This window comes from Streptomyces sp. SP18BB07 (genome assembly GCF_036322545.1).
Classification (GTDB): domain Bacteria; phylum Actinomycetota; class Actinomycetes; order Streptomycetales; family Streptomycetaceae; genus Streptomyces; species Streptomyces deccanensis.
The window spans coordinates 217,733-241,459 of sequence record NZ_JAQYWT010000370.1 but is presented as its reverse complement, the minus strand read 5'-3'; the positions used below and the strand labels follow the sequence as shown (position 1 = coordinate 241,459).

19 protein-coding genes and 1 riboswitch are annotated in these 23,727 nt (G+C 72.8%); of the genes, 7 read left to right on the top strand and 12 right to left on the bottom strand.

Translation table 11 applies throughout. The annotated features are described in order from the left end of the window. The first annotated feature begins 291 nt into the window (after positions 1–291). A complete protein-coding gene (locus tag PUR53_RS46465; RefSeq protein WP_329912496.1) occupies positions 292–4,254 on the top strand; it encodes an nSTAND1 domain-containing NTPase in 3,963 nt (1,320 codons plus the stop codon). A gap of 100 nt (positions 4,255–4,354) precedes the next feature. On the opposite strand, the gene PUR53_RS46460 is transcribed toward PUR53_RS46465, so the two are convergent. The 6 genes from PUR53_RS46460 to PUR53_RS46435 form a co-directional block, all read right to left on the bottom strand. After that, complete coding sequence (locus PUR53_RS46460; protein WP_329901708.1) at positions 4,355–4,789, bottom strand: lytic transglycosylase domain-containing protein; 435 nt, start codon at positions 4,787–4,789, stop codon at positions 4,355–4,357. Between the two features lie 326 nt (positions 4,790–5,115). Beyond that, positions 5,116–5,952 (bottom strand): ECF transporter S component, encoded by an 837-nt coding sequence (locus PUR53_RS46455; RefSeq protein WP_329901512.1) that lies wholly within the window; start codon positions 5,950–5,952, stop codon positions 5,116–5,118. Next, positions 5,949–7,736: an ABC transporter ATP-binding protein gene (locus PUR53_RS46450; RefSeq protein ID WP_329912495.1), complete on the bottom strand. Its 1,788-nt coding sequence runs from the start codon at positions 7,734–7,736 to the stop codon at positions 5,949–5,951. The genes PUR53_RS46455 and PUR53_RS46450 overlap by 4 nt, the downstream gene beginning before the upstream one ends. Next, positions 7,733–8,806: a CbiQ family ECF transporter T component gene (locus PUR53_RS46445; RefSeq protein WP_329912494.1), complete on the bottom strand. Its 1,074-nt coding sequence runs from the start codon at positions 8,804–8,806 to the stop codon at positions 7,733–7,735. Before PUR53_RS46445 ends, PUR53_RS46450 begins: the two co-directional genes overlap by 4 nt. Positions 8,807–8,938: 132 nt before the next feature. Further along, the gene (locus tag PUR53_RS46440; RefSeq protein WP_329912493.1) at positions 8,939–9,682 is read right to left on the bottom strand and encodes an SCO2322 family protein; all 744 of its coding nucleotides are present in this window, start codon (positions 9,680–9,682) and stop codon (positions 8,939–8,941) included. 65 nt (positions 9,683–9,747) lie between these two features. Continuing rightward, positions 9,748–11,085, bottom strand: a complete 1,338-nt coding sequence (locus PUR53_RS46435; RefSeq protein ID WP_329912492.1) for a prenyltransferase/squalene oxidase repeat-containing protein — start codon at positions 11,083–11,085, stop codon at positions 9,748–9,750. A 74-nt stretch (positions 11,086–11,159) separates the two neighbouring features. Further along, a riboswitch (cobalamin riboswitch) is annotated at positions 11,160–11,351 on the bottom strand. A gap of 31 nt (positions 11,352–11,382) precedes the next feature. Here PUR53_RS46435 and PUR53_RS46430 point away from each other — a divergent pair. Continuing rightward, a complete protein-coding gene (locus tag PUR53_RS46430; protein ID WP_329912491.1) occupies positions 11,383–12,183 on the top strand; it encodes a phosphotransferase in 801 nt (266 codons plus the stop codon). Between the two features lie 70 nt (positions 12,184–12,253). Here PUR53_RS46430 and PUR53_RS46425 read toward each other — a convergent pair whose 3' ends face one another. After that, positions 12,254–13,285, bottom strand: coding sequence for an MBL fold metallo-hydrolase (locus PUR53_RS46425; protein WP_329912490.1), 1,032 nt, complete (start codon positions 13,283–13,285; stop codon positions 12,254–12,256). 164 nt (positions 13,286–13,449) lie between these two features. Between PUR53_RS46425 and PUR53_RS46420 the strand changes: the two genes are divergently transcribed. Together PUR53_RS46420 and PUR53_RS46415 are read left to right on the top strand one after the other, a co-directional pair. Next, positions 13,450–14,940 carry an aldehyde dehydrogenase gene (locus PUR53_RS46420; RefSeq protein ID WP_329901505.1) on the top strand — a complete coding sequence of 497 codons (1,491 nt, stop codon included), beginning with the start codon at positions 13,450–13,452 and terminating at the stop codon, positions 14,938–14,940. After that, a complete protein-coding gene (locus tag PUR53_RS46415; protein WP_239753855.1) occupies positions 14,940–15,173 on the top strand; it encodes a ferredoxin in 234 nt (77 codons plus the stop codon). The genes PUR53_RS46420 and PUR53_RS46415 overlap by 1 nt, the downstream gene beginning before the upstream one ends. A gap of 363 nt (positions 15,174–15,536) precedes the next feature. On the opposite strand, the gene PUR53_RS46410 is transcribed toward PUR53_RS46415, so the two are convergent. Then, positions 15,537–16,223 carry a TetR family transcriptional regulator gene (locus PUR53_RS46410; protein ID WP_329901504.1) on the bottom strand — a complete coding sequence of 229 codons (687 nt, stop codon included), beginning with the start codon at positions 16,221–16,223 and terminating at the stop codon, positions 15,537–15,539. 218 nt (positions 16,224–16,441) lie between these two features. On the opposite strand from PUR53_RS46410, the gene PUR53_RS46405 reads away from it, so the two are divergent. The 3 genes from PUR53_RS46405 to PUR53_RS46395 are packed head-to-tail and all read left to right on the top strand — an operon-like array spanning position 16,442 to position 19,709. Then, positions 16,442–17,887 carry a glycosyltransferase family 4 protein gene (locus PUR53_RS46405; RefSeq protein ID WP_329912489.1) on the top strand — a complete coding sequence of 482 codons (1,446 nt, stop codon included), beginning with the start codon at positions 16,442–16,444 and terminating at the stop codon, positions 17,885–17,887. Continuing rightward, the gene (locus PUR53_RS46400) at positions 17,881–18,645 is read left to right on the top strand and encodes a class I SAM-dependent methyltransferase (RefSeq protein WP_329912488.1); all 765 of its coding nucleotides are present in this window, start codon (positions 17,881–17,883) and stop codon (positions 18,643–18,645) included. Before PUR53_RS46405 ends, PUR53_RS46400 begins: the two co-directional genes overlap by 7 nt. Further along, positions 18,642–19,709: a prenyltransferase gene (locus PUR53_RS46395; RefSeq protein ID WP_329901501.1), complete on the top strand. Its 1,068-nt coding sequence runs from the start codon at positions 18,642–18,644 to the stop codon at positions 19,707–19,709. The genes PUR53_RS46400 and PUR53_RS46395 overlap by 4 nt, the downstream gene beginning before the upstream one ends. A 174-nt stretch (positions 19,710–19,883) precedes the next feature. On the opposite strand, the gene PUR53_RS46390 is transcribed toward PUR53_RS46395, so the two are convergent. From PUR53_RS46390 to PUR53_RS46370, 4 genes are all read right to left on the bottom strand, one after another. Beyond that, a complete protein-coding gene (locus tag PUR53_RS46390) occupies positions 19,884–20,171 on the bottom strand; it encodes a hypothetical protein (protein WP_239753847.1) in 288 nt (95 codons plus the stop codon). 75 nt (positions 20,172–20,246) lie between these two features. After that, positions 20,247–21,257, bottom strand: coding sequence for an LLM class F420-dependent oxidoreductase (locus PUR53_RS46385; RefSeq protein ID WP_329912487.1), 1,011 nt, complete (start codon positions 21,255–21,257; stop codon positions 20,247–20,249). Between the two features lie 124 nt (positions 21,258–21,381). Further along, positions 21,382–22,230 carry a hypothetical protein gene (locus PUR53_RS46380; RefSeq protein WP_329901499.1) on the bottom strand — a complete coding sequence of 283 codons (849 nt, stop codon included), beginning with the start codon at positions 22,228–22,230 and terminating at the stop codon, positions 21,382–21,384. A gap of 417 nt (positions 22,231–22,647) precedes the next feature. Then, positions 22,648–23,628, bottom strand: a complete 981-nt coding sequence (locus PUR53_RS46370) for an N-acetylmuramoyl-L-alanine amidase (protein ID WP_329901498.1) — start codon at positions 23,626–23,628, stop codon at positions 22,648–22,650. Positions 23,629–23,727: the final 99 nt, after the last annotated feature.

Below are 23,727 nucleotides of genomic sequence, written 5' to 3'. Positions count from 1 at the left end.
GATCAGCAGGGCCCTCCCCTGCGGCGGCAAGTCCCCCGTGCCGCCGTTTCCCCCGTGGCGGCAGGTTCCCCCGTGCCGCCGTGCTCCCCCGTGGCGGTCGGTCGTGCCGCCCGTTCCCCCGGTGTGCGCGGCCCCCGTACCGCCCACACCACTGATTTCACCGGGTCGCGCATTGTCAGGCAGGGGGGTCGAGGCTGCCAAACAATGGCCGGACGCGATCTCTCCGCTTGGGTGGCCGGATGCGTACGTTGGTGGCGGACGGTGTGGGTGCGGTGGGAGGGGAACAGCGCGGTGGCGGGTCGTCGTGAGGTGCCGGTCGATCCGGGGGCCGGGCCGGTGCAACGGTTCGCGTTCGAGTTGCGCAAACTGCGGACCGAGGCGGGTGGCCTCACCTACCGGGCGATGGCCGGGCGGGCGGGCTACTCGATCACCACCCTCTCCCAGGCCGCGGGCGGCGAGCAGTTGCCCACCCTGCCGGTGGCCCTGGCCTTCGTCCGGGCCTGCGGGGGCGATCCGGCGGAGTGGGAGGCGCGGTGGCACCAGGCCGTCGAGGAGGCCGCGGCCTTCGACCCGGACGGCGACGAGACGGCCGCGGAGCCGCCGTACCGCGGTCTCGCCCGGTTCGAGACCGGGGACAGCGGCCTCTTCTTCGGCCGGGACCGCCTCACCGCCGACCTCGTGGACCTGATGCGCCGTCGACGGTTCGCGGCGGTTTTCGGCCCCTCCGGCATCGGCAAGTCCTCCCTCCTGCGCGCCGGTCTGATCCCCGCCCTGAGACAGTCCGAGGAGCCGGGCCTGCGCCCGTCCGCGATCCGCATCCTGACCCCCGGCGACCAACTGGCCCGCACCTATGAGCTGCTGCGGGAGGCGTGCGGCGGCGGAGGGGGCACGGGGGGCGACGGCGACACCAGCGGTGGCACTCGCGCCGGTGGTGGCGCCGGCTCCGAGGGCGGGTCCGGCTCCGGCTCCGGCGGTGGTTCCGGCTCGGGTGGCGGCTCAGGCTCCGGCCCCGGCGGGGGTTCCGGCCCCGGCTCCCGCTCCGGCCCCGGTACCGGCTCCGGCGCGGGTGTCGGCGGCGGTGACACTCTCGTCGTCGTCGACCAGTTCGAAGAGGTCTTCACCCTCTGCCACGACGCCGCCGAACGTGCCCGGTTCATCGATCTGTTGCTCACCGCACGCGAACCGGGCAGCGGACTGCGGGTGTTGCTGGCGGTGCGCGCGGACTTCTACGGCCGGTGCGCCGAGCACCGCGCGCTCGCCGAGGCGCTCGGCGACGCCAACCTGCTGGCCGGGCCGATGAGTCCGGCCGAGCTGCGCGAGGTCGTCGTCAAGCCGGCCGCGGCCGCCGGACTGACCGTGGAGCGGGCGCTGACCACCCGGCTGGTCGAGGAGATCACCGACGCGCCCGGCGGACTGCCGCTGCTGTCGCACGTCCTGCTGGAGACCTGGCGGCGCCGCCGGGGCAAGACCCTGACCCTCGCCGGGTACGAGGCGGCCGGGGGCCTGGACGGGGCGATCGCCAAGACCGCCGAGGACGTCCACGGCCGGTTCACCGAGAGCGAGGCGGCCACCGCCCGCCGGGTGCTGCTGCGGCTCATCTCGCCCGGTGACGGCACGCCCGACACCCGCCGCCCCGCCGAACGCGCCGAGCTGGAGACCACCGGCACCGGACGGGACGAGGTCGCCCGGGTTCTGGAGGCGCTCACCCGGGCCCGCCTCCTCACCCTCGACGGCCCGACCGTGGACCTCGCCCACGAGGCACTGATCACCGCCTGGCCCCGGCTGCGTGGCTGGATCGAGGAGGACCGGGACCGCCTGCGCGCCCACCGGCAACTGACCGAGGCCGCCCGCTCCTGGGAGGAGCTGGGCCGCGACGCGGGCGCGCTGTACCGGGGCAGCCGGCTCGCCACGGCGCGGGAGTACTTCGCGGGTCCGGGCCACACCGACGACCTGACCGACCAGGAGGCCGCCTTCCTCGCGGCCGGACTCGGCGCGCTGGAGCAGGAGGAGCGCGCCAAGGCCCGCACCACCCGCCGGCTGCGCGTCCTCGTCACCTCCCTGGCCTGCCTCCTCGCCCTCGCCCTGACCGCCACCACCGTCGCCTACTGGCAGCGCCAGAGCGCCCTGGACGCCCAACGCGAGGGTCTCTCCCGCCAGTTGGCGGCACAGTCCGCCGCCCTGCTGGACAGCGACACCGACCTCGCGTCGCTGCTCGCCATCAAGGCGTACCGCACCAGCCCCACCCGCGAGGCCACCCGGAGCCTGTACGCCGCCGCGGCCGTCCCCCTCGAACGCCGGCTGACCGGGCACACCGGGACCGTGTCCGCGCTGGTCTACAGCCCCGACGGGAAGACCCTCGCCAGCGGCGGCTTCGACGGCACGGTCCGGCTGTGGGACACCGCGACCGGACGTACCCGTAAGGTGCTCGCCGGCCGGGCGGACGCGGACGACCCCGATCTCGTCCGCACCGTGGCCTTCGGCCCGGACGGCAGGACCCTCGCCACGAGCCACGGCGACGACGCGCGGCTGTGGGACCTGGACACCGGACGCGTACGGGCCACGGTCGCCCTCCGGAAACCCGACGAGGACAACATGGCGGCCGTCGGCTTCGACCGCGCCGGCCGCGCGCTCGCCGTGGCCGAGGGCGGGCAGGTGCTGGACGTGGCCGAGGACCGCATCGCGACCACCCTGAAGGGCCCCACCGGGCACGAGATGGCAGTGGCCTTCAGCCCCGACGGACGCACCCTCGCCACCAGCACCCGGGACCGCACCGCCCAACTCTGGGACCTGGCCACCGGAATGGTGCTCTCCACCCTCAAGAGCGGTACCGGAGTGGTCAGTTCGCTGGCCTTCGACACCGCGGGGAAGACCCTCGCGACGGGCACCGAGGACGGCACCGTCCATCTGTGGGACGTGGCCGACGGCAAGCAGCGGACCACCCTCACCAGCGCCAGCAGCAGGGTCGAGTCCATGGCGTTCGCCCCGGACGGCAGGACCCTGGCCGCCGGCAGCTACGACGGCACGGTACGCCTCTGGGACCTCGCCACCGGCCGCGCCGACACCACCCTCACCGGCCACACCAGCCCCGTCATGTCGGTGGCGTTCGACCCCGACGGGGGCGGACTGGTCGCGGGCAACGAGGCCGACACCTTCGGAGGCGGCGGCGGTGACGTCGCCATCCGTCTGTGGAAGGCGGGCACGAACCGCCCCCGGGCCACGCTGCACGTCCCGGGCGGCGATCTGCAGTCGATGTCCCTCGGCCCCGACGGCGACACCCTGGTCACCAGCAGCGTCGGGACGTCCGACAACCCCAGGGACATGACCGGCAGCGTACGGCTCTGGGACATGGCCACCCGCCGCTCACGCACCCTGCTGGACGGGCGGCGGAACCACGTCGGGGAGGCCCTCATCAGCCCCGACGGCAGGACGCTCGCCCTCGCCGCATACCCCCGGGCCCAACTGTGGGACGTCCGCACCCGCCGGCCGCGGCTCACCCTCCCCGAGCGGTTCGTCAGCGCGATGGTGTTCAGCCCGGACGGCCGCACGCTGGTGACGGTGGGCGACGGCCTCGTCCTCTGGGACACCCGGACCGGCCGCCCCCGCGTCGAACTCCCCAAGGCCGAGGAGGGCTCATCGCTCGCGTTCAGCCCCACGGGCGAGGTCTTCGCCACCACCGGCGGACAGGAGGCGGAGATCCGGCTGCGCGATGCCGCCACCGGACGCGTCCGCCGCACGCTCACGGAACCGGTGGGCGGCGCCACGCCAGGAGGGGCGCGGAACGACCCGCTGTTGTTCCGGCAGGTGGAGTCGATGGCCTTCAGCCCGGACGGCCGCGTCCTCGCCTCCGCCGAGGCCGACGGCACGGTACGGCTGTGGGACACCGCCACCGGAGACCTCGACGCCACGCTCACCGTCAGCCTCACGCAGGGGCCGGTCACGCTCGCCTTCAGCCCCGACGGCCGGACGCTCGCCACGGCCGGGGGAGGCGCGGTACGGCTGTGGGACACGACCACGAGGTACGCCCGGGCGACGCTCCCCGGCGGGGACGGCGGCTCGGCGCGGCTGGCGTTCAGCCCCGACGGCCGCACCCTCGTGGTCGGCGACCAGCGCGACGGTCTCCGGCTGTGGGACGTCGACCTGCCCCTCCCCGCCGAGGTGATCGACCACCTCTGCCGAGCCGTCCACCGCGACCTCTCCCGACAGGAAAGGGCGCTGTATCTGCCGGACCAGGAGCCGGGCGGAGCGTGCGGGTAGGGCCCGGAACGCGACGAAGGCGGCGGCCCCGGGGATCGGGGGCCGCCGCCTTCGGTCCGTGTCGGCGCTCGGTCGCGCCGGTGGTGCCGCTCGTGCCGGATCAGTACCAGTTGTTGGCCTGCCAGAAGTTCCACGCGCCACAGGGGCTGCCGTAGCGGTCCTTCATGTAGTCCACGCCCCACTCGATCTGGGTGGCCGCGTTGGTCTTCCAGTCGGAGCCGGCGGAGGCCATCTTGGAGCCGGGGAGCGCCTGGACCAGGCCGTAGGCGCCGGAGGACGCGTTCGTCGCGTTGACGTCCCAGTCGCTCTCGTGGTCGACGATGTTGGAGAAGCACTTGTACTGCGCCGAGTCCCCGATCATCTTCTTCGCGACAGCCTGGGCCTGAGAGGCTTCCGACGCGGCCTGGGCGGGCGCGGCGGCGAGTACGGCACCGGTGGCGGCGACGGCCAGGGTGGCACCGGCGAGGGCCTTCTTCGGGGAGGCGATGCGGCGGAGAACGGAGAGGGTCACGGGGATCCTTTTCTTCGGGGACATGGTCGTCGCGGGCATGCCGTCACCACGTGAGGTGGTGGTGGGGGCGTACGTCGGCGCCGAGGCCCGGGTGGGCTCGTCGGCGCCGTTGCGACTCATCCAGAGAAACAGCCGGGGCGGTCGTCCGCAATGACCCCTTTTGCTAGTTGTAGTCGTATCCGTGCGTGCGGCCCGTTCTGTGACGTGGCTCTCAAAGCCCAGGTCGGCGCGGGTAAGACCGTGGGCATGCCAAGCGTTTCGATCTACGAGCCCGGTTCGTATGTGATGTGGGTCCTGTGGGGTGGTTCACGGCTCACGCGACGGACGGTGAGCACGGCCCGTTCGGAGAGTCACCGGGTCGGCGGGGTGAAGGTGACCGCGCTCTCGAAGGCCGCCCTGCGGGTGGCCCGGCGCAGCGCCTTGAGGACCGGGGTGCCGAGCGTGAGGGTGAGGACGACGGTGACGACCGCGCGGCCCAGGTCCCAGCCGAGGGACGTGGCCAGGCAGTACGCGAGGAACCGCGCGAGGTTGGCGGCCGGGGCCGCGTCCGCCTCGTAGGCGATGCTCGCGGCGAGGGAGTCGATGAAGGGCCAGCCGTAGAGGTTCATGACCGTGCCGTACGCGAACGCGGCGACGAAGCCGTAACCGGCGAGCAGGGCGAGTTCGGCGCGGCCGCGCAGACGGTGGGCGCCCGGGAGCAGCCCCGCGCCCATCGCGAACCAGCCCATCGTCAGCATCTGGAACGGCATCCACGGGCCCACACCCCCCGTGAGCAGCGCGGACGAGAACATCGTCACCGCGCCGAGGGCGAAGCCGAAGCCCGGACCGAGGACGCGGCCACTGAGCACCATCAGGAAGAACATCGGCTCGATCCCGGCGGTGCCGGCCCCGATGGGGCGCAGCGCCGCGCCGACCGCCGCGAGCACCCCGAGCATCGCCACCGCCTTCGCCCCGAGACCCGCCTCGGAGAGCGTCGCGCCGACGACCCCGACCAGCAGCACGAGCAGCCCGGCGAACAGCCAGGGCGCGTCCTGCGCGTGCGCGGTCACCTGCGAACCGGGATCCGCGAAGAAGGGCCAGCCGAAGGCCGCGGCACCGATGACGCTGACGAGGAGGAGGGCGGCGACGGTGCGGGGGGAGAGGGGGACGGGACGGGGGCGGCGGAGGGGCGGGGGGCTGCTGCTCACGGGTGCTCCTCCCGGGTGGGCGCGGCGGGCCGCTCCGGCTCGGGTGCCGGGTCCGTCGCTCTCAGGGCGCGGCGTACCTCGGTCGTGGTGAGCCAGGGCTGTGGGGCGAGGATCTTCGTGACCTGCGGGGCGAAGGACGGGGAGCCGACGACCACCTCGGCGGTCGGCCCGTCGGCCACGACCTCCCCGTCGGCGAGGATCAGCACCCGGTGCGCCAGCTCGGCGGCCAGTTCCACGTCGTGCGTGGCCAGGACGATGGCGTGACCGTCGGCCGCGAGCGCGCGCAGCTGCGTGACCAGGCGAGCCTTGGCCGCGTAGTCCAGGCCCCGGGTCGGCTCGTCGAGCAACAGCAGGGGTGGGCGGGCCGTGAGGACCACCGCGAGCGCGAGGGCCAGCCGCTGCCCCTCCGACAGGTCGCGCGGGTGCGTGTCGTCCCCGATCCCGGGCAGCAGCTCGGAGGCGAGGGCCCGGCAGGTGCCCGGTGCGGCCCCCGCGTCCCGGTCCGCCGCCGCGCACTCCGCCGCGACCGTGTCCGTGTAGAGCAGGTCGCGGGGTTCCTGCGGTACGAGGCCCACGCGGCGTACGAGGTCCGGGGGCGCCGTCCGGTGGGGGACCAGCCCGCCCACCCGCACCGAACCGGCCGCCGGTTCCACGAGCCCGACCAGGGCGGACAGCAGCGTGGACTTGCCGGCGCCGTTGCGGCCCATGAGGGCGATCGTCTCGCCCGGGGTGACGGTGAGGGAGACGTGGGTGAGGGCGTGGACGCGGCCGTGGTGGACGGAGAGGGCGGTGACCGTCGCCGGGGACGGGTTCGGTGACGGGTGCGGGGAGGGGGCTTGGGGGGTTCGGCGTTTGCCGAGGAGGCGCCGGAGGAGGGGGGAGCGTGGGGCCGGGGAGAGCTCGGGGGCTTCTGTTGTCTGCGGGGTGCGGGTGGTTTGTGGTTGATCGCGCAGTTCCCCGCGCCCCTTGAGGGCGAGGGTTTCTCGGAGTGGTTCCGCGTGGCGGCGGGCGTCCCGGATCGTCAGGGGGAGGGGGGACCAGCCCGCCAGGCGGCCCAGGTCCACCACCGGCGGGTACACCGGCGAGACGGCCATCACCTCGGCCGGGGTGCCCAGGACCGGCGGGGCGCCCGGGGCCGGGAGGAGGGCGACCCGGTCGGCGTACTGCACGACGCGTTCGAGGCGGTGTTCGGCCATGAGGACCGTCGTGCCCAGGTCGTGGACGAGCCGCTGGAGCACGGCCAGGACCTCCTCGGCGGCGGCCGGGTCCAGGGCGGACGTCGGCTCGTCGAGCACGAGCACACGGGGGTGCGGGGTGAGCACGGACCCGATCGCGACGCGCTGCCGCTGCCCGCCGGAGAGCGTGGCGATCGGGCGGTCGCGGAGATCGGCGAGACCCAGCAGGTCGAGCGTCTCCTCCACCCGGCGCCGCATGACGTCCGGGGAGACCCCCAACGACTCCATCCCGTAGGCGAGTTCGTCCTCGACCGTGTCCGTCACGAAGTGCGACAGCGGATCCTGGCCCACCGTGCCGACCACGTCGGCGAGTTCACGCGGCCTGTGGGTGCGGGTGTCCCGCCCGGCCACCGTCACCCGCCCGCGCATGGTGCCCCCGGTGAAGTGCGGCACGAGCCCGCTCACCGCCCCGAGCACGGTCGACTTGCCGACCCCCGACGGCCCGACGAGCAGCACGAGTTCACCCTCCGGCACCTCGAAGTCCACGCCCCGAATGCTGGGTTCGGTCGCTCCGTCGTACGTCACGGACACGTCCTCGAAGCGGATCATGAGGTGTCCTCCTCGGACGGGGCGGCGGTCGGCGCGGGTACGGCGAACGCGGGCAGCAGGCCCAGCAGGATCGCGGCGGCGGGCAGCAGGGGCAGATCGGGGGAGGTGAGGGGGACGACGGTGGGGTGCAGGGCGGCGGGGTCGTACGCGGCGGACACGATCAGCAGCGCGGCGACGGCCACCCCGGACCCGGCCACCAGCCACGCCCGCGCACCCCACGTGTCGGGCCGGTAGCGGGTGCGCGGTGAGCGCCGGCCGCCCAGCCGCAGTCCCGCGAGCGCGGCGGCCAGTCCGGCGAGCAGCACGGGGAGGCCGTAGCCGCCGCCCTCGGCGGTCAGCACGCCGTACGTTCCCGCGCAGACGCCGAGCAGTCCACCGAGGGTGAGCGCGGCGGTCGTACGGCGGACGCGGGCCGGGACCTCGGCGGTACGGCCGTAGCCGCGCGCGTCCATCGCGGCGGCGAGCGCGACCGAGCGCTCCAACGCGCCCTCCAGCACCGGGAGTCCGACATGCAGGAGCCCGCGCACGCCCCGGTCGGGCCGGCCCCGCAGCCGCCGCGCGGCCCGCAACCGCTGTACGTCCGCCACCAGGTGCGGCGCAAACGTCATCGCCACCACCACGGCCACGCCGGCCTCGTACAGGGCGCCAGGGAGGGACTTGAGGAGGCGGGCCGGGTTGGCCAGGGCGTTCGCGGCGCCGACGCAGATCAACAGGGTGGCCAGCCGCAGCCCGTCGTACAGCGCGAACAGGAACCCCTCCGCCGTGACCCGACCGCCCAGCCGGATCCCCTGCGCCCAGGCGGGAAGCGGCACTTCGGGGAGGGTGAGCAGGGTGTGCGTCCCGGGGATGGGCGAGCCCAGCACGACCGCGAACCCCAGCCGAACGCCCAGCACCACCAGCCCGAGCTTCACGAACGCGGCGTACGAGCGGGCCCAGGGGGCGTCGGTCCGATGCGTGGCCACGACGTATCCGGCCACCGCGATGAGCAGCGCGAGGAGCAGGGGGTTGGTGGTACGCGACGCGGCGGTCCCGAGCCCGAGCGCCCATCCCCACCAGGCAAGAGCATGCACCCCACCCCGACGCGACCCCGCGCCGAGCCGGTGCGACCTCGCGCCGAGCCGGTGCGGCGCCGCCGGGTCGCGGGACCCGCCCCCGGCCGGCCCCGACTCCGGGCGTCCTGTGAACCACCGCATCGCGCCGCCCTACCCCCGGCGCCGCCGCGCCCGCCACACCGCGGCGGCCCCCAGCACGGCGACCACACCCGCGCCCACGAACAACCCGACGGACGGCCCCTGCCCCTCCTCGGGGGCAGCCGCGGCAGACGAACTCGGGGCGTGAGCAGGGCCGTCGGAGGCTGAGCCGGCATCAGACCTGCCATCGGACCTGCCATCGGACCCGGCATCGGACCCGGCGTCGGAGCCGACCGCCTCCCCGCACCCCTTCCCCGGATATCCCCCGATCGCGCACAGCAGCGCGTTCGTGTCGTACCGGAGCGGCTTCGCGACGGACGCCAGCGCCTCGGCCGTGGTCGCGTCGTCCGGCACCCGCGCACAGGCCGTACGCGCCGCCGGAGGCGTCTCCCCCTCCGGCGCGTCCGCCGCCGTACCGAAGTCGATGACCAGCGCGACCCGCTTCTCCCCGCCCCGCGCGGCCGTGTCCCCGCAGACGGAACCGAAGTCGGCGGCGCCACGCGGCTGGAGCGCGTCGGCCGAGTCACGGCTCACGGCGAACCGGAAGCCCTGCACCGCCCCGTCCGTCGGCCGCGCGGTCGACGGCCCCTGCGTGGCGTACGCCCACGCGGAACCGTCCCGCTCCCAGAACGACCAGTACCGGTACGCGGCGGCATGCGCCTGCGTCGAACTCCCCAGCACCAGCAGCAGACCGCTCAGGAAGGCGGCCGGCACCTCCACCCACAGCCGGGGCACCCCCACCCACAGCCGGGGCACGCCACCCCACAGCGGGGGCACCCCGCCTCGCGGCGCGACCGCTCCACCCCGTGGCCGACGCCCGGTCACGCCTGCGGCCGCTTCCGGGCGCCCCGCACCAGCCCGAACCCGACCACGGCCGTGACCACGACCAGCCCGAGCCCGATCACCCACCACACGCCCGCCGCGAGACCGTCGCCGGTCCCGTCGGCCTCGTCCCCGGCGGCCGTGTCGTCGACCGGCACCGAGGAGTAGTCGTCCACCTCCCCGGCCGGACCGGTCTCCTGCAACTGGGCCACCAGATCGGCACCACCGAAGTCACGCGGGTCGCCACCGGAGGCGTGCGCCGCGAAGACGAGCTGGGCGTACGCGGCGGGCCCGGCCTTGGCCGCCCACACGCCGTGGTTCTTCGCCAGCCAGGCGAGCGGCTTCTCGGTCGCGTCCACGTCCCCGGCGGCGGCGAGCGCGACGACCGCGTCGGCGGTGTTGCCGTGGTCGGGCTGGTCCTCCGCACCCGCGAGGGAGGACATCAGATAGCCGTCGGCGGTGAGGGCACCGGCGAGATGGACGGCCCCGTTGTGCGCGAGGTCCTCCGGAGAGTCACCCGAGGCGCAGGAGTCGAACGAGGCCCCGCCCTTCCCCTCGCCGCTACCCGCCCCGACCACGAACCCCTTGCCCAGGCTGCCGAGCACGGCGGCGGCCGTGGCGTCGGCGTTCGCGGCGAGACCGCCCTTCTTGTCGGGCTGATAGGCGAAGGCCCCGCCGTCCTTCGCGTCCCCGTCCTTCCTGCCCCCGTCGCCGCAGGGCAGGGCGAGGGAACGGAGGGCCTCGTAGGGGGAGTTGCCGTCCTTCTGCTGCTTCCCGGGGGCGTCGCCCACAGCGGTCAGCGCGCCGATCACGACGGACGTCGAGTTCGCGTCGCTGGGGCCGCCCGCGGTGTAGCCCCAGCCGCCGTCCTCGTTCTGGTTGTCCTTCAGCCACCGCACCGCCCGACCGGCCTCGGCGTCCCGCCCGCCGACCGCTGCGAGCGCCTGGATCGCGGCCGCCGTGCTGTTGGTGTCGACGGCCGTCGCGCTGTCGCACTTGGCGGTCGCGTCGGCGCGGTACGCCGGGAACGCCCCGCTCGCGCACTGCTGCCCGACCAGCCACTCCACGGCCCCGGCGCCGGGCTTCTCACCCACCGCGTCCAGGGCGAGCAGGGTGAGCGACTGCCGCCAGACACCGTCGTACGTGGGGTCGTTGGAGCCGTACAGACCGGTGGGTATCGCCTGGGAGGGCGAGGCGGAGGGCGAGGCGGAGGGAGCGGTGGACGCCTCGGAGGCCGTACCGTCGGCGAAGGCGGCCGGCGCGAGCCCGAGTCCGGTGCCGAGTCCGGCTGTGACGGTCAGTACGGCGACGACCGCGGCGCTGCGGCGGACATTCATATCGGCGGCTGCCTCTCCCTGACGGGGAGCCGGGCGGCACGGCGGAGCGCCGGGCGGCTCGGCTCCGTATTCCTCGACGGTGCCGTGCACCGGCGGGCCGCCGGTGACGCGAGCCGGTCATGATTCCGTCCAGGGCAGTCCGACTTGCCGCCCTCTGCCGAGGTCGGCTCACGGTTGCGGGTCAGCGCCGGATTTGCACCGGCTTCCCCCTGTACGGGTGTGATGACGACGCGGTCACTCTACCTGCCGGTAGCCGGGATCCTGAGGGCCGCCTGTGGGCCGCGATAGGTTCGGGCCATGCGTACGGGGAGACTGCTGGGCGCGGGCCGCACGGCCGACGTGTACGAACTCCACGCCGACGAGGGGGAGTCCGGGCCGGACGATCACGGCGGCCTCGGCGCGCTGACCGAGGCCGGTGACCCGGTAGGCGTCGCCGACAGTGACGGAGCCGACAGGCATACCGGAGGTGTCGGACAGGGTGACGCCTGGGTGCTACGCCGCTACCGAGAGGGGTGGGGCGACGCCGCCACCGAGGCCGAGGTCATGGAGTACGTACGCAGCCACGGCTACCCTGTCCCGCGCGTTCATTCGGCGACCCGTACGGAGATGGTGCTGCAACGCCTGCCGGGCCCGACCCTGCTGGAGGCCTGCGCCGCCGGCCAGGTCACCCCGCCGCAGGTCGGCGCCACCCTGGCCCAACTCCTGCGCACCCTCCACGCCGTCCCGCCCCGCCGCCCCGGTGCCCGGGTTCTCCACCTGGACCTCCACCCGGAGAACGTCCTCCTCACCCCGCACGGCCCGCAGGTCATCGACTGGAGCAACGCCGAGGAGGGGCCGCCCGGCCTCGACTGGGCCGTCTCCGCGATGATCCTCGCCCAGGTCGCCGTCGACCCGACGGACGCCCGCGCCCCCATGGCCCACGCCACCCTCAGCTCCCTCCTGGCCCACCGCCCCGACAACACCCTGACCCACCACGACCTGACCGAAGCGAGCCATCGCCGGGCATCCAACCCGACCATGTCCCCCCACGAGATCGAACTCCTGGCCAGGGCAGAAGAGTTGATCCGTGACGCCCCTGAGAAGGCCGCAGGCCTTTAGGGGCGCGGGGAACTGCGCGAGAAGCCCCACCGAACCCGCGGCCGACAACCGCCCCGTACCCCCACCCCCCTCACACCGCCACATACCGCACCGGATCGCTCCCCGGCACCACCTCGGCCCTGCCCAGCTTCACCAGGCGTCGCACGTGCGCCTCCGCCTCCGAGACCGCGATGTTGCGAGAGGTGAAGGGGATCTGGGGCCAGGGACGGTTCCACTCCATGCGTTCGGCGAGCTGCCAGGGGGTGAGCGGGGAGGCGAGGAGGGTGAGTAGATCGGTGAAGCGTGACTCGTGGTGGGCCAGCAACTCCCGTACGCGCGCGGCCGTATCGGTGAACGCGTACTGATGGGCGGGAAGGATCTCGGCGGCGCCGAGACGGCCGACACGCTCGAGTGAGTCGAGGTAGTCGCCCAGGGGGTCGGTGACCGTGTCGTCGTCCGGGTCCTCGTAGAGGCCGATGTGCGGGCTGATCTCGGGGAGGAGATGGTCGCCGGAGAACAGCCGTCCATGACCCGGGAGTTGGCCCGGGTGCGCCTCCTCCAGATGGAGGCAGACATGCCCCGGCGTGTGGCCCGGCGTCCAGATCGCGCGGACGCGGCGGCCGGGGAGGTCGAGGAGTTCACCGGGCACGATCTCGCGGTCGGGGAGCGCGGGGGAGAACCCGTGCAGGGCGGCGCGCGGGCGGCGCGGGGGCCGTAGCGGCGCGAGGTGTTCCTCGGGTGCTCCCGCCGCCGTGAGCTTGTCCGTCATGTAGGAGTACCAGCGGTCCGGCCCGGTCCCGCGCGTGCGCCGCACGATCGCCGTGTCCGCCGCGTGCATCGCGATCCATGCCCCGGACGCCTCGCGCACGGCCCCCGACAGGCCGTGGTGGTCGGGATGGTGGTGGGTGATCACGACCCCGTGGATCTCCGCGACCGACGTGCCGCACGCGCTCAGGCCCGCGGCGAGCGTGTCCCAGGACGCCGGGTCGTCCCAGCCGGTGTCGACGAGGACAGGCCCGCGGTCGGCGTCGACGACGTACACGAGGGTGTGGCCGAGCGGGTTGTCCGGGATGGGGACCTCGATGGACCGTACGCCTCCGCCGTGATCGGTCACCTGTGTCATGAAGTCACTATAACTAGAACGAGTTCCACCAGGGATGGGTGCGGGAAGACGCAGGAGTCTCCGCCGGGTGGCGCACGACATGGACTCCTTCCCCTGGAACTGGTATCAGTTCCCTATTCGAAACTGACGGTATGTCAGAGAAGTGGCTCCGGGAGGCAACGGCCATGACCGAACTCGTGGAACACGGACAGCTGTTCATCGGCGGGGAGTTGACCGACCCCCTGGGCGCGGACGTCATCGAGGTGGTCTCGCCGCACTCGGAGGAGGTCATCGGCCGCGTCCCGCACGCGTCGCGCGCGGACGTCGACCGGGCCGTGGCCGCCGCACGCCATGCCTTCGACCACGGCCCCTGGCCCCGCACGACCCTCGACGAACGGATCGAGGTCGTCACCCGGATCAAGGACGCCTTCGCCGTACGCCACGAGGAGTTCGCCCGGATCATCAGCGCCGAGAACGGCACCCCGTTCACCTCCAGCGTGATGGTGCAGGCCCTCGCGTCGATGATGGCCTGGGACGCGGCGATCACCACCGCCCGCGACTTCACCTACGAGGAGCGCCGCGACGGCGTGCTCGGCCGGATCCTCGTCCGGCGCGAGCCGGTCGGGGTGGTCGCGGCGGTCGTCCCCTGGAACGTGCCGCAGTTCACCGCCGCCGCCAAACTCGCCCCCGCCCTCCTCGCCGGCTGCCCGGCGATCCTGAAGGTGTCGCCCGAAACCCCCCTGGACGCCTATCTGTTGGCGGAGATAGCCGCCGAGGCCGGCCTGCCCGAGGGCGTCCTCTCGATCCTTCCCGCCGACCGTGAGGTCAGCGAGTACCTGGTCGGGCACCCGGGCGTCGACAAGGTCTCCTTCACCGGCTCGGTCGCCGCAGGCAAGCGCGTCATGGAGGTCGCCGCCCGCAACCTCACCCGCGTCACCCTGGAGTTGGGCGGCAAGTCGGCGGCCGTGATCCTCCCCGACGCCGACGCGCAGACCGCCGTGAACGGCATCGCCCCCTTCGCCTGGATGATCAACGGCCAGGCGTGCGTGGCCCAGACTCGCATCCTCGTCCCGCGCACCCGCTACGACGAGTTCGCCGAGGCCTTCGCGGCCTACGCCTCCGCGCTGAAGGTCGGCGACCCCCTGGACCCGGCCACCGAACTCGGCCCGCTGGTCGCCGCCCGCCAGCAGCGCCGCAGCCTCGACTACATCCGCATCGGCCAGGAGGAGGGCGCCAAGATCCTCACCGGCGGCGGCCGTCCGGCACACCTGGAGCGCGGCTGGTACGTCGAGCCGACCCTCTTCGGCGACGTCGACAACTCCATGCGCATCGCCCGCGAGGAGATCTTCGGCCCGGTCATCTGCCTCCTGCCCTACGGCGACGAGGCCGAGGCCGTCCGTATCGCCAACGACTCCGACTACGGCCTCAGCGGCAGCGTCTGGACCGCCGACGACGAGCGCGGCATCGACGTCGCCCGCCGGGTCCGTACCGGCACCTACTCGGTCAACACCTTCAGCCTCGACATGCTCGGCCCCTTCGGTGGCTACAAGAACTCCGGGCTGGGGCGCGAGTTCGGCCCCGAGGGCTATGGCGAGTACCTGGAGCACAAGATGATCCACCTGCCCGCCGGCTACGAGCCGCCCGCCGGTGTCACCGCGGGCAAGGGGGTCGGGTGATGGGCGACCGCTGGCACGTGGAGGTCGACCGCGCCCTCTGCATCGGCTCCGCCCAGTGCGTCCACCTCGCCCCGGACGCCTTCCGCCTCGACTCCGCGATGCAGTCCCACCCCGTCGAACCGGACACCGACGCCCACGAACGCGTCCTGAAGGCGGCGGAGGGCTGCCCGGTGGAGGCGATCACCATCACCCTCCTCGACAGTGGAGAGCCGGTGTTCCCACCGGAGGAGTAGGGACGTCGGTCCTGCGCCCCGGCCGCGCGGCGTCAGAAATCTTGGCCTGAAGGGTAAAAAATCCCTTTAGGGGGTTGTGTTCTCATATGGGCGTTCTATCGTAGAAATCAGCCTACGAGACGAGTGAGGGAGCCGACCGGAGTAGCCGACATGGGCGCGAGGTAGCAGATCCGCCGATGCCGACGTCGACGGTCGGGCTGAGAGGCCGGAAGGCTGCAGGACAGGGCCGGAAGGCGACCTTCAGCACCTGATCCGGGTAATACCGGCGCAGGGAACCCGTCTCGTAGGTCTTTTCGTGCGCCCGTTTCCAGGAGCGCCCGCTTCCTGCGTCTTCCTGCGTCCCCCTGCGGCCTCCTACGCCTCCTACGTCCGAGCCCGCCGTTCCGGGGCCGTCAGGTCGATCAGGCGGCACACCGTCTCGATGTCGATCTTCACCTGGGCGATGGAGGCGCGACCGGAGAGCCAGGTGATGAGGGCCGAGTGCCAGGTGTGCTCGATGACGCGGACGGCGGAGAGCTGCTCGGCGGTCGGGTCGTCCAGCCCCATCGCGTCGAGGATGATCGCGGTGGTCTGGTGGGAGACCTGGTCGACCTCGGGGCTGACGCTGCGGTCGGCGAAGGTGAGCGCGCGCACCATGGCGTCCGCGAGGTGGGGCTCGCGCTGCAGGGCCCGGAACGCGCGCATCAGGGTCTCGGCGACGCGCTCGGCGGCCGTCTCGCCGCTCGGGGGCTTCTTGCGGAGCGTGCCGTGCATGTGCTCCAGCTGGTCCTGCATGGTGGCGACCAGCAGATGGATCTTGGAGGGGAAGTAGCGGTAGAGGGTTCCGAGGGCGACCTGGGAGGACTCCGCGACCTCACGCATCTGCACGGCGTCGAAACCGCCCCGGCTGGCCAACTGGGCGCTCGCGTGCAGGATGCGGCGCCGACGGGCCTCCTGGCGCTCCGTGAGGGGCGGCGAGTCGGTTCGCGCGGTGCCGGCGCCCTGCTTGGCCTCCACCTTGACCTCCACCTTGGCCTCCAGCTTGGTCTCCACCTTGGCTTCCGCAGGCATGGGTCTCGTTCCCGTGGCAGTCGTGACGGTCGGTGAGGATATGCGATCAAAGAGCATGCCAGGGTGTGTGCCGTGGCGTGAATCACCTGATCCATCTCTCACAGCGGTTCTACCAGCCGGTAGATTCGGAGCCTCGTGAACGATCAACTCTGAAACTTGTTCTAGATTACCGTCTCGTCGTAATCTCACGGGAAATCGCAGTGAGAAGGGGGCCAGGAGTGACCGCTGAGGCCAGTCGGGCGGGGTCCCGACGTGACCTTGCCGCCGACGGCGGGCGACCGCTCGATATCGCGCTCCTCACCTATAAAGGGAACCCGTTCTGCGGGGGCCAGGGCGTCTACGTACGGCACCTCTCGCGCGAGCTGGCCCGTCTCGGCCACCGGGTCGAGGTGATCGGCTCCCAGCCCTATCCCGTGCTCGACGAGGACGCCGTCCCGGTTGACGGGCCGGGCGGGATCTCCCTCACGGAGCTGCCCAGCCTCGACCTCTACCGCCAGCCCGACCCCTTCCGCACCCCGAAGCGGGACGAGTACCGCGACTGGATCGACGCCCTCGAAGTGGCGACGATGTGGACCGGTGGTTTCCCCGAGCCGCTGACGTTCTCGCTCCGCGCCCGCCGCCATCTGCGCGCCCGGCGCGGCGAGTTCGATGTCGTCCACGACAACCAGACCCTGGGGTACGGGCTGTTGGGGGACGTGGGCGCGCCGCTCGTCACCACCATCCATCACCCCATCACCGTGGACCGGCAGTTGGAGCTGGACGCGGCCGAGGGCTGGCAGCGCCGGATGTCCGTACGCCGCTGGTACGCCTTCACCCGCATGCAGAAGCGGGTCGCGCGCCGCCTGCCGTCCGTGCTCACCGTCTCCGGCACCTCCCGCCAGGAGATCGTCGACCACCTCGGCGTGCGCGACGACCGGATGCACGTCGTGCACATCGGCGCCGACACCGACCTCTTCTCGCCGAATCCGGCGGTGCCGCAGGTGCCCGGCCGGATCGTCACCACCTCCAGCGCGGACGTGCCGCTCAAGGGACTCGTCTTCCTCGTGGAGGCGCTCGCCAAGGTGCGCGCCGAGCACACCACCGCCCATCTCGTCGTCGTCGGCAAGCGGCCCACCGAGGGCCCGGTCGCCCAGACGATCGAGCGGTACGGCCTCGAAGGCGCCGTCGAGTTCGTCAAGGGCATCTCCGACGCCGAACTCGTCGACCTGGTCCGCTCGGCCGAGGTCGCCTGTGTGCCCTCGCTGTACGAGGGGTTCTCGCTGCCCGCCGCCGAGGCCATGGCCACCGGCACGCCGCTGGTCGCCACCACCGGCGGAGCCATACCGGAGGTCGCCGGACCCGACGGCGAGACCTGCCTCGCGGTGCCCCCGGGCGATCCGGGCGCCCTGGCCGCCGCGCTCGGCCGGCTGCTCGGCGACCCCGGCCTCCGGCAGCGGCTCGGCCGTGCGGGGCGCGAGCGCGTACTGCGCCGGTTCACCTGGGCCAAGGCGGCCGAGGGCACGGTCGCCCACTACCGCGAGGCGATCGCCCGCACGACCGCCGAAGCCGACCGAGCCGCCGAGGCGGACCGAGCCCCCGAAGCCGACCAGGCCGACCGAGCCGTCGATGAAGTAGTCGAAGCAAACCGCGAAAGCGCCGACCGCGAAAGCAGGGCCACGTGCTGACCGTCGATTTCTCCAGGTTCCCGCTCGCCCCGGGGGACCGGGTCCTGGATCTCGGCTGTGGAGCGGGCCGGCACGCCTTCGAGTGCTACCGGCGCGGCGCCCAGGTCGTGGCCCTCGACCAGAACGCCGAGGAGATCCGCGAGGTCGCCAAGTGGTTCGCGGCGATGAAGGAGGCCGGCGAGGCCCCCGAGGGCGCCACCGCCACCGCGATGGAGGGCGACGCCCTCGCGCTGCCCTTCCCCGACGAGTCCTTCGACGTCGTCATCATCTCCGAGGTGATGGAGCACATCCCCGACGACAAGGGCGTCCTCGCCGAGATGGTCCGGGTGCTCAAGCCCGGCGGCCGGATAGCCGTCACCGTGCCGCGCTACGGCCCCGAGAAGGTCTGCTGGGCGCTCTCGGACGCATACCACGAGGTCGAGGGCGGCCACATCCGCATCTACAAGGCGGACGAACTGCTGGCCAAGATCCGCGAGGCGGGCCTCGAGCCGTACGGCACCCACCACGCCCACGCCCTGCACTCGCCCTACTGGTGGCTGAAGTGCGCGTTCGGCGTCGACAACGACAAGGCGCTGCCCGTGCGGGCGTACCACAAGCTGCTGGTCTGGGACATCATGAAGAAGCCCCTGGCCACGCGGGTCGCCGAGGAGGCGCTGAACCCGCTGATCGGCAAGAGCTTCGTGGCGTACGCGACCAAGCCGCACCTTCCCCGGATCGCCGGGGAAGCCGGGACCGAGGCCGGGGCGGACGCCAAGTGACGACCCCCCGGACAGAACACCTGGTCCTGCCCGGGGTCCTCACCGCCGAGGAGGCCGCCGCCACCGTGCACGGCATCCTCGCGGTGCAGCGCGCGGACGGTGCCATCCCGTGGTTCCGCGGACACCACCTCGACCCGTGGGACCACACCGAGGCGGCCATGGCCCTGGACGCGGCCGGTGAGCACGACGCCGCCGAGCGCGCCTACGAGTGGCTGCGCCGACACCAGAACGAGGACGGTTCCTGGTACGCCGCGTACGCCGACGGGGACGCCGACGACGTCACCGACCGGGGCCGCGAGACCAACTTCGTCGCCTACATCGCCGTCGGCGTCTGGCACCACTACCTGGCCACCGGCGACGACACCTTCCTCGACCGCATGTGGCCCGCCGTCTACGCGGCGATCGAATGCGTCCTGCGGCTCCAGCAGCCCGGCGGCCAGATCGGCTGGAAGCGCGAGGACGACGGCACACCGGTGAACGACGCCCTGCTGACGGGCAGTTCGTCCATCCACCACGCGCTGCGCTGCGCCCTCGCCATCGCCGAGCAGCGGGAGGAGCCGCAGCCCGACTGGGAGTTGGCGGTGGGCGCGCTCCGGCACGCGATACGGCGGCACCCCGAGCGGTTCCTCGACAAGGACCGCTACTCGATGGACTGGTACTACCCGGTGCTCGGCGGCGCGCTCACCGGCGCCGAGGCCAAGTCCCGGGTGGAGGAGGGCTGGGACCGTTTCGTCGTCCCTGGCTTCGGTGTCCGCTGCGTCGTCCCCAACCCGTGGGTGACCGGCGGCGAGTCGGCCGAACTCGCCCTGGCGCTCTGGGTGATGGGCGAGTCCGACCGGGCGCTGGAGATACTCCAGTCCATCCAGCACCTCCGTGACCCCGACTCCGGCCTGTACTGGACGGGTTACGTCTTCGAGGACCGGGCCGTCTGGCCCGAGGAACTGACCTCCTGGACGGCGGGTTCGCTCCTGCTGGCCGTGGCCGCGCTGGGCGGCGACGAGGCCACGTGCGCGGTCTTCGGCGGGGAGCGCCTGCCGCTCGGGCTGGACGCGGAGTGCTGTTGAGCGCCGTTGAGCCGGGGGGTCCGTTGTCGGCTGCCGGGCCGGTGGGGCTTCTCGCGCAGTTCCCCGCGCCCCTAAAAGAGCAGGCCCTGCGGGCCTGAAAAGCACGGGGCGCAGCCCCTGCTTTTCAGGGGCGCGGGGAACTGCGCGACCAGCCTCCACCGGAGCCGCACCCGCTCAGTGGCGGTGCATCCGGTTCGCGATGGCGTGGCCCACCAGCAGGTACACGACGGCCGCCAGGCCATAACCGGCCACGACCCGAGCCCACTGCTCGTCGAACGTGAACAGGTCGTGCGACCAGCCGGCGAGCCAGCGGGCCGCGTCATGGACGAACTGCACGAAGTCGTTCGCGCCGTTCGCACCCAGCAGGTACATCAGGATCCACAGGCCCAGGATGAACGCCATGACATCGGCGACGATCGCTATGACCCGGCCCGCCTGATTGGAACCGCTATATCGAGACATGCCTGACGGGTTGCCCGTCGGCCCCCGACGAAACCTGGCCCGCCTCCACGAGCCCCCTCGACGCCTCAGCTCCACCTAGGAGTTGAGCTCCGCCAGCACCCGCAGCGTGTGTGGATCGGGGGCCAGCACCAGCAGGTCCGTCACCGGCCCCTTCCGCCATGCCTCCAGCCGCTCCGCGATCCGTTCACGCGGCCCGACCAGCGAGATCTCGTCCGCGAAGGCGTCCGGCACGGCGAGTACGGCCTCCTCGCGCCGCCCGTCCAGGAAGAGCCGCTGGATGCGGCGGGCCTCCTCCTCGTACCCCATGCGGGCCATGAGCTCGGCGTGGAAGTTGCGCCGGGCGTGCCCCATCCCGCCGATGTAGAAGCCGAGCATTGCCTTCACGGGCAACAGCCCCTCGGCGACGTCGTCACACACCCGCGCCCGTGCCATGGGCGCGATGAGGAAGCCCTCGGGCACGTCGGTCAGCGAGGCCTCGTAGACCTCGGTCCGCGACGGCGACCAGTACAGCGGCAGCCAGCCGTCCGCGATCCGGGTCGTCTGTGCGATGTTCTTCGGCCCCTCCGCGCCGAGCAGGACGGGGAGATCGGCCCGCAGCGGGTGGGTGATGGGCTTGAGTGCCTTGCCGATGCCGCTCCCGTCCGGGCCGTCGTAGGGGAGGGGGTGAAAACGCCCGTCGAGCTCAACAGGGCCTTCCCGCCTGAGTACTTGGCGTACGACGTCGACGTACTCCCTCGTCGCGGTCAGCGGCGATTTCGGGAACGGCCGCCCGTACCAGCCCTCGACGACCTGCGGCCCGGAGAGCCCGAGCCCGAGCAGGGCCCGACCGCCGGAGAGGTGGTCCAGGGTCAGTGCGTGCATCGCCGTGGTGGTGGGCGACCTGGCCGCCATCTGCGCGACCGCCGTACCCAGCTTGATCCTCGACGTCCGCGCCGCGATCCAGGTGAGCGGGGTGAAGGCGTCCGAGCCCCAGGACTCGGCCGTCCACACCGAGTCGTACCCGAGCCGCTCCGCCTCCTGGGCGAGCGGGACATGGTCCGCCGAGGGACCGCGTCCCCAGTAACCGAGTGCCAGACCGAGCCGCATACGCCTGCCTCCTGACGGATCGTCAGCTGCATGGGAGGGAGGCGACTGTACGACAACGGCCCCCCGCCCGGAAGGGCGAGGGGCCGCTGTACTACGGCTGTACGACTGTGTGGCGAGGGGTGGCTCAGCCGCGCTGGATGCCGCTGGTGTCCTGGAGGACACCGCGACGGCCGTCCTGCGTCTGGGCGACGAGGTTGGCGCCGCGCTGCTCGACCGCCAGGTACCAGGTGCCCGGCGCCAGTTCGGCGATCGCCGACTGCGAACCGTCCTCCGCGAACAGCGGACGGGCCACCGGCACCGCGAACCAGAACGGCGAGAAGTCACCGGCCGGCGGCTGCGGCGCCGCGGCCTGCTGCTGCGGAGCACCACCGAACGGCGCCCCCGGCCCCGGCTGTCCCGGCTGTCCCGGCTGCCCGGGCCCCGGCTGCCCCGCCCCGAACGGCCCCGGCGCACCGGCGCCCGGGTACCCGTAACCACCGGGCGGCTGACCCCCGTACGGCTGCGGCGCGGCCGGCCGCGGAGCCCCGACGAGAGCGGCCTTGAGAGCGGGGACGAGGGGGGTGGCGATGGCGGCGGCGGCCAGGAGCAGGGCGGCGATGAGACCGAGGATGAGACCGGCGCCGGACTCCGGCTCGGAGCCCCCGAGGCCGCCGAAGAACTCCTCCATCGCGCCCAGCGGGTCGATGATCGACCAGAACGAGGTCCACGCGGCGAAGATCGTCAGAGCCACCCCGAGCTGGCCCAGGTCGAGACCGACGACCTTGGGCGGCTGCGGCAGCGCACGGGCGATGACGATCAGCACCGCCCCGATGATGCCGCCGACGTACATGCTCATCACCAAGCCGAGGTTGTCCCAGGCATTGGGGATGTCGTCGCCGGAGCCGTCGAACGTGTCGAGGAACGACGCGATGAACAGCAATACCGCTGCTCCGATCACGACGCCGTCGCCTCTGGTGAGGGAGCGGATATTCACTTCAGGTCCTTCGTCAGTCGTCTCGTCATCGGTGGAGGCGTCGCCGTCACCATGTCGCCGTCAGGCCGTGGTGGGAAGCGCGGGGGTGGCCCCTCATCGTAGGGACGACCTTATCGTCCGACCGACGTGGGTGTCCGCCGGGTTCACCGCGATGATCACGACTCGCCCCCTACCCGCGCAGAAAACTCACGATTCCCTCAGAGGTTCCCCTGCGCGCTTCCTGTTCGCCCAGGCACCGCTGGTCAGCGGCGCCCCGTCATGGATATCGCGTATCCCCGCGCACCCGACGAACTCGGAGGGAACCGTTGACAGATTGAGACCGCGCGCACGTCATTCCGTGGTACTTCGGCTTTGCGCCCGGAGTCCGAAGGGCCGCACCCTCGAAGTCCCCTGTGTTTCTCCGAAAGGGAAAGTTGTTCAGTTTTTCAGGAAGCTCGTGATGCCGTCCGAGATTCCGCGGGCCGCCTTCTGACGCCAGGCGCCGCTGGTGAGCAGGGACGCGTCCTTGCTGTCGCGCATGTTGCCGCACTCGATGAACACCTTCGGGACGGTGGAGAGGTTGAGGCCGCCGAGGTCGGTGCGGGTGACGAGGCCGGTGCCGTCGCCGACGTAGTTGGAGGGGGCGCTGCCGGTGGCGCGGACGAAGTAGCCGGCGATGCGCTCGCCTAGATCGCGGGAGGGGGCGACGATGGGCCGGGTGTCCGCGGCGCCCTCGTTCACCGAGCCCGGCAGGATGACGTGGAAGCCGCGGTTGCCGGACCCGGAGCCGTCCGCGTGGATCGACACCACCGCGTCCGCCTCCGCCTCGTTGCCGATCCGCGCCCGCTCGTCGATGCAAGGGCCCCAGGCCCGGTCGTCGTCCTGCGTGAACTTCACCGTGGCGCCCTCCTGTTGGAGAAGCGTCCGCAGTCGGCGGGAGACGTCCAGCGTGAACTCGGCTTCCAGGTAACCGTCGTTGGTGGTCGTCCCCGTCGTGTCGCACTCCTTCGCGTGCGTCCCGATGTTCACCTTGCGGTTGATCTCGGTGGTGTGCTGGAAGTTGCCGGGGTTGTGGCCCGGGTCGATGACGACGACCTTGCCCTTCAGCGGCCCGGTGGCGGCGGGCGCGGAGGCGGAATCCGAGGGGCTCGCCTTCTTGTCGTCGCCGCCTTCGCCGTCGGGGGCGTCGGTGGACGCGCTGGGCTCCCCGCTCGCCGGGGGCGTGGTCGCCGACCGTGTCCCCGGCACCCGCGCGCTGTCCGACCCGCCGTTCCCGCCCCCGGAATCCCCGGCGACCTGCCACACCCCCCACCCGGCCACCGCCCCCACCACGACCGCGGCCACCGCCACGGTCAGCGGCCGGCGGAGGACGGAACGGCGGGGCTGGGGCGGATCGAAGTCCGGGCCTACGTACGACACGCCTGCCACCTTACGGGTCGGGCGGCGCACGGGCGGGACACCCCTGCGCGCGCTCCCGCGGAGCGCCGTGCCCGGCGTCGCGGCACAGGCTGGACCGGG

Bases quoted from the DNA above. Each gene is read 5' to 3' on its own strand.
- PUR53_RS46460 (WP_329901708.1), bottom strand. From the start codon at position 4,789: ATGTCCCCGAAGAAAAGGATCCCCGTGACCCTCTCCGTTCTCCGCCGC.
- PUR53_RS46450 (WP_329912495.1), bottom strand. From the start codon at position 7,736: ATGATCCGCTTCGAGGACGTGTCCGTGACGTACGACGGAGCGACCGAA.
- PUR53_RS46435 (WP_329912492.1), bottom strand. From the start codon at position 11,085: ATGAATGTCCGCCGCAGCGCCGCGGTCGTCGCCGTACTGACCGTCACA.
- PUR53_RS46430 (WP_329912491.1), top strand. From the start codon at position 11,383: ATGCGTACGGGGAGACTGCTGGGCGCGGGCCGCACGGCCGACGTGTAC.
- PUR53_RS46425 (WP_329912490.1), bottom strand. From the start codon at position 13,285: ATGACACAGGTGACCGATCACGGCGGAGGCGTACGGTCCATCGAGGTC.
- PUR53_RS46420 (WP_329901505.1), top strand. From the start codon at position 13,450: ATGACCGAACTCGTGGAACACGGACAGCTGTTCATCGGCGGGGAGTTG.
- PUR53_RS46415 (WP_239753855.1), top strand. From the start codon at position 14,940: ATGGGCGACCGCTGGCACGTGGAGGTCGACCGCGCCCTCTGCATCGGC.
- PUR53_RS46410 (WP_329901504.1), bottom strand. From the start codon at position 16,223: ATGCCTGCGGAAGCCAAGGTGGAGACCAAGCTGGAGGCCAAGGTGGAG.
- PUR53_RS46390 (WP_239753847.1), bottom strand. From the start codon at position 20,171: ATGTCTCGATATAGCGGTTCCAATCAGGCGGGCCGGGTCATAGCGATC.
- PUR53_RS46385 (WP_329912487.1), bottom strand. From the start codon at position 21,257: ATGCGGCTCGGTCTGGCACTCGGTTACTGGGGACGCGGTCCCTCGGCG.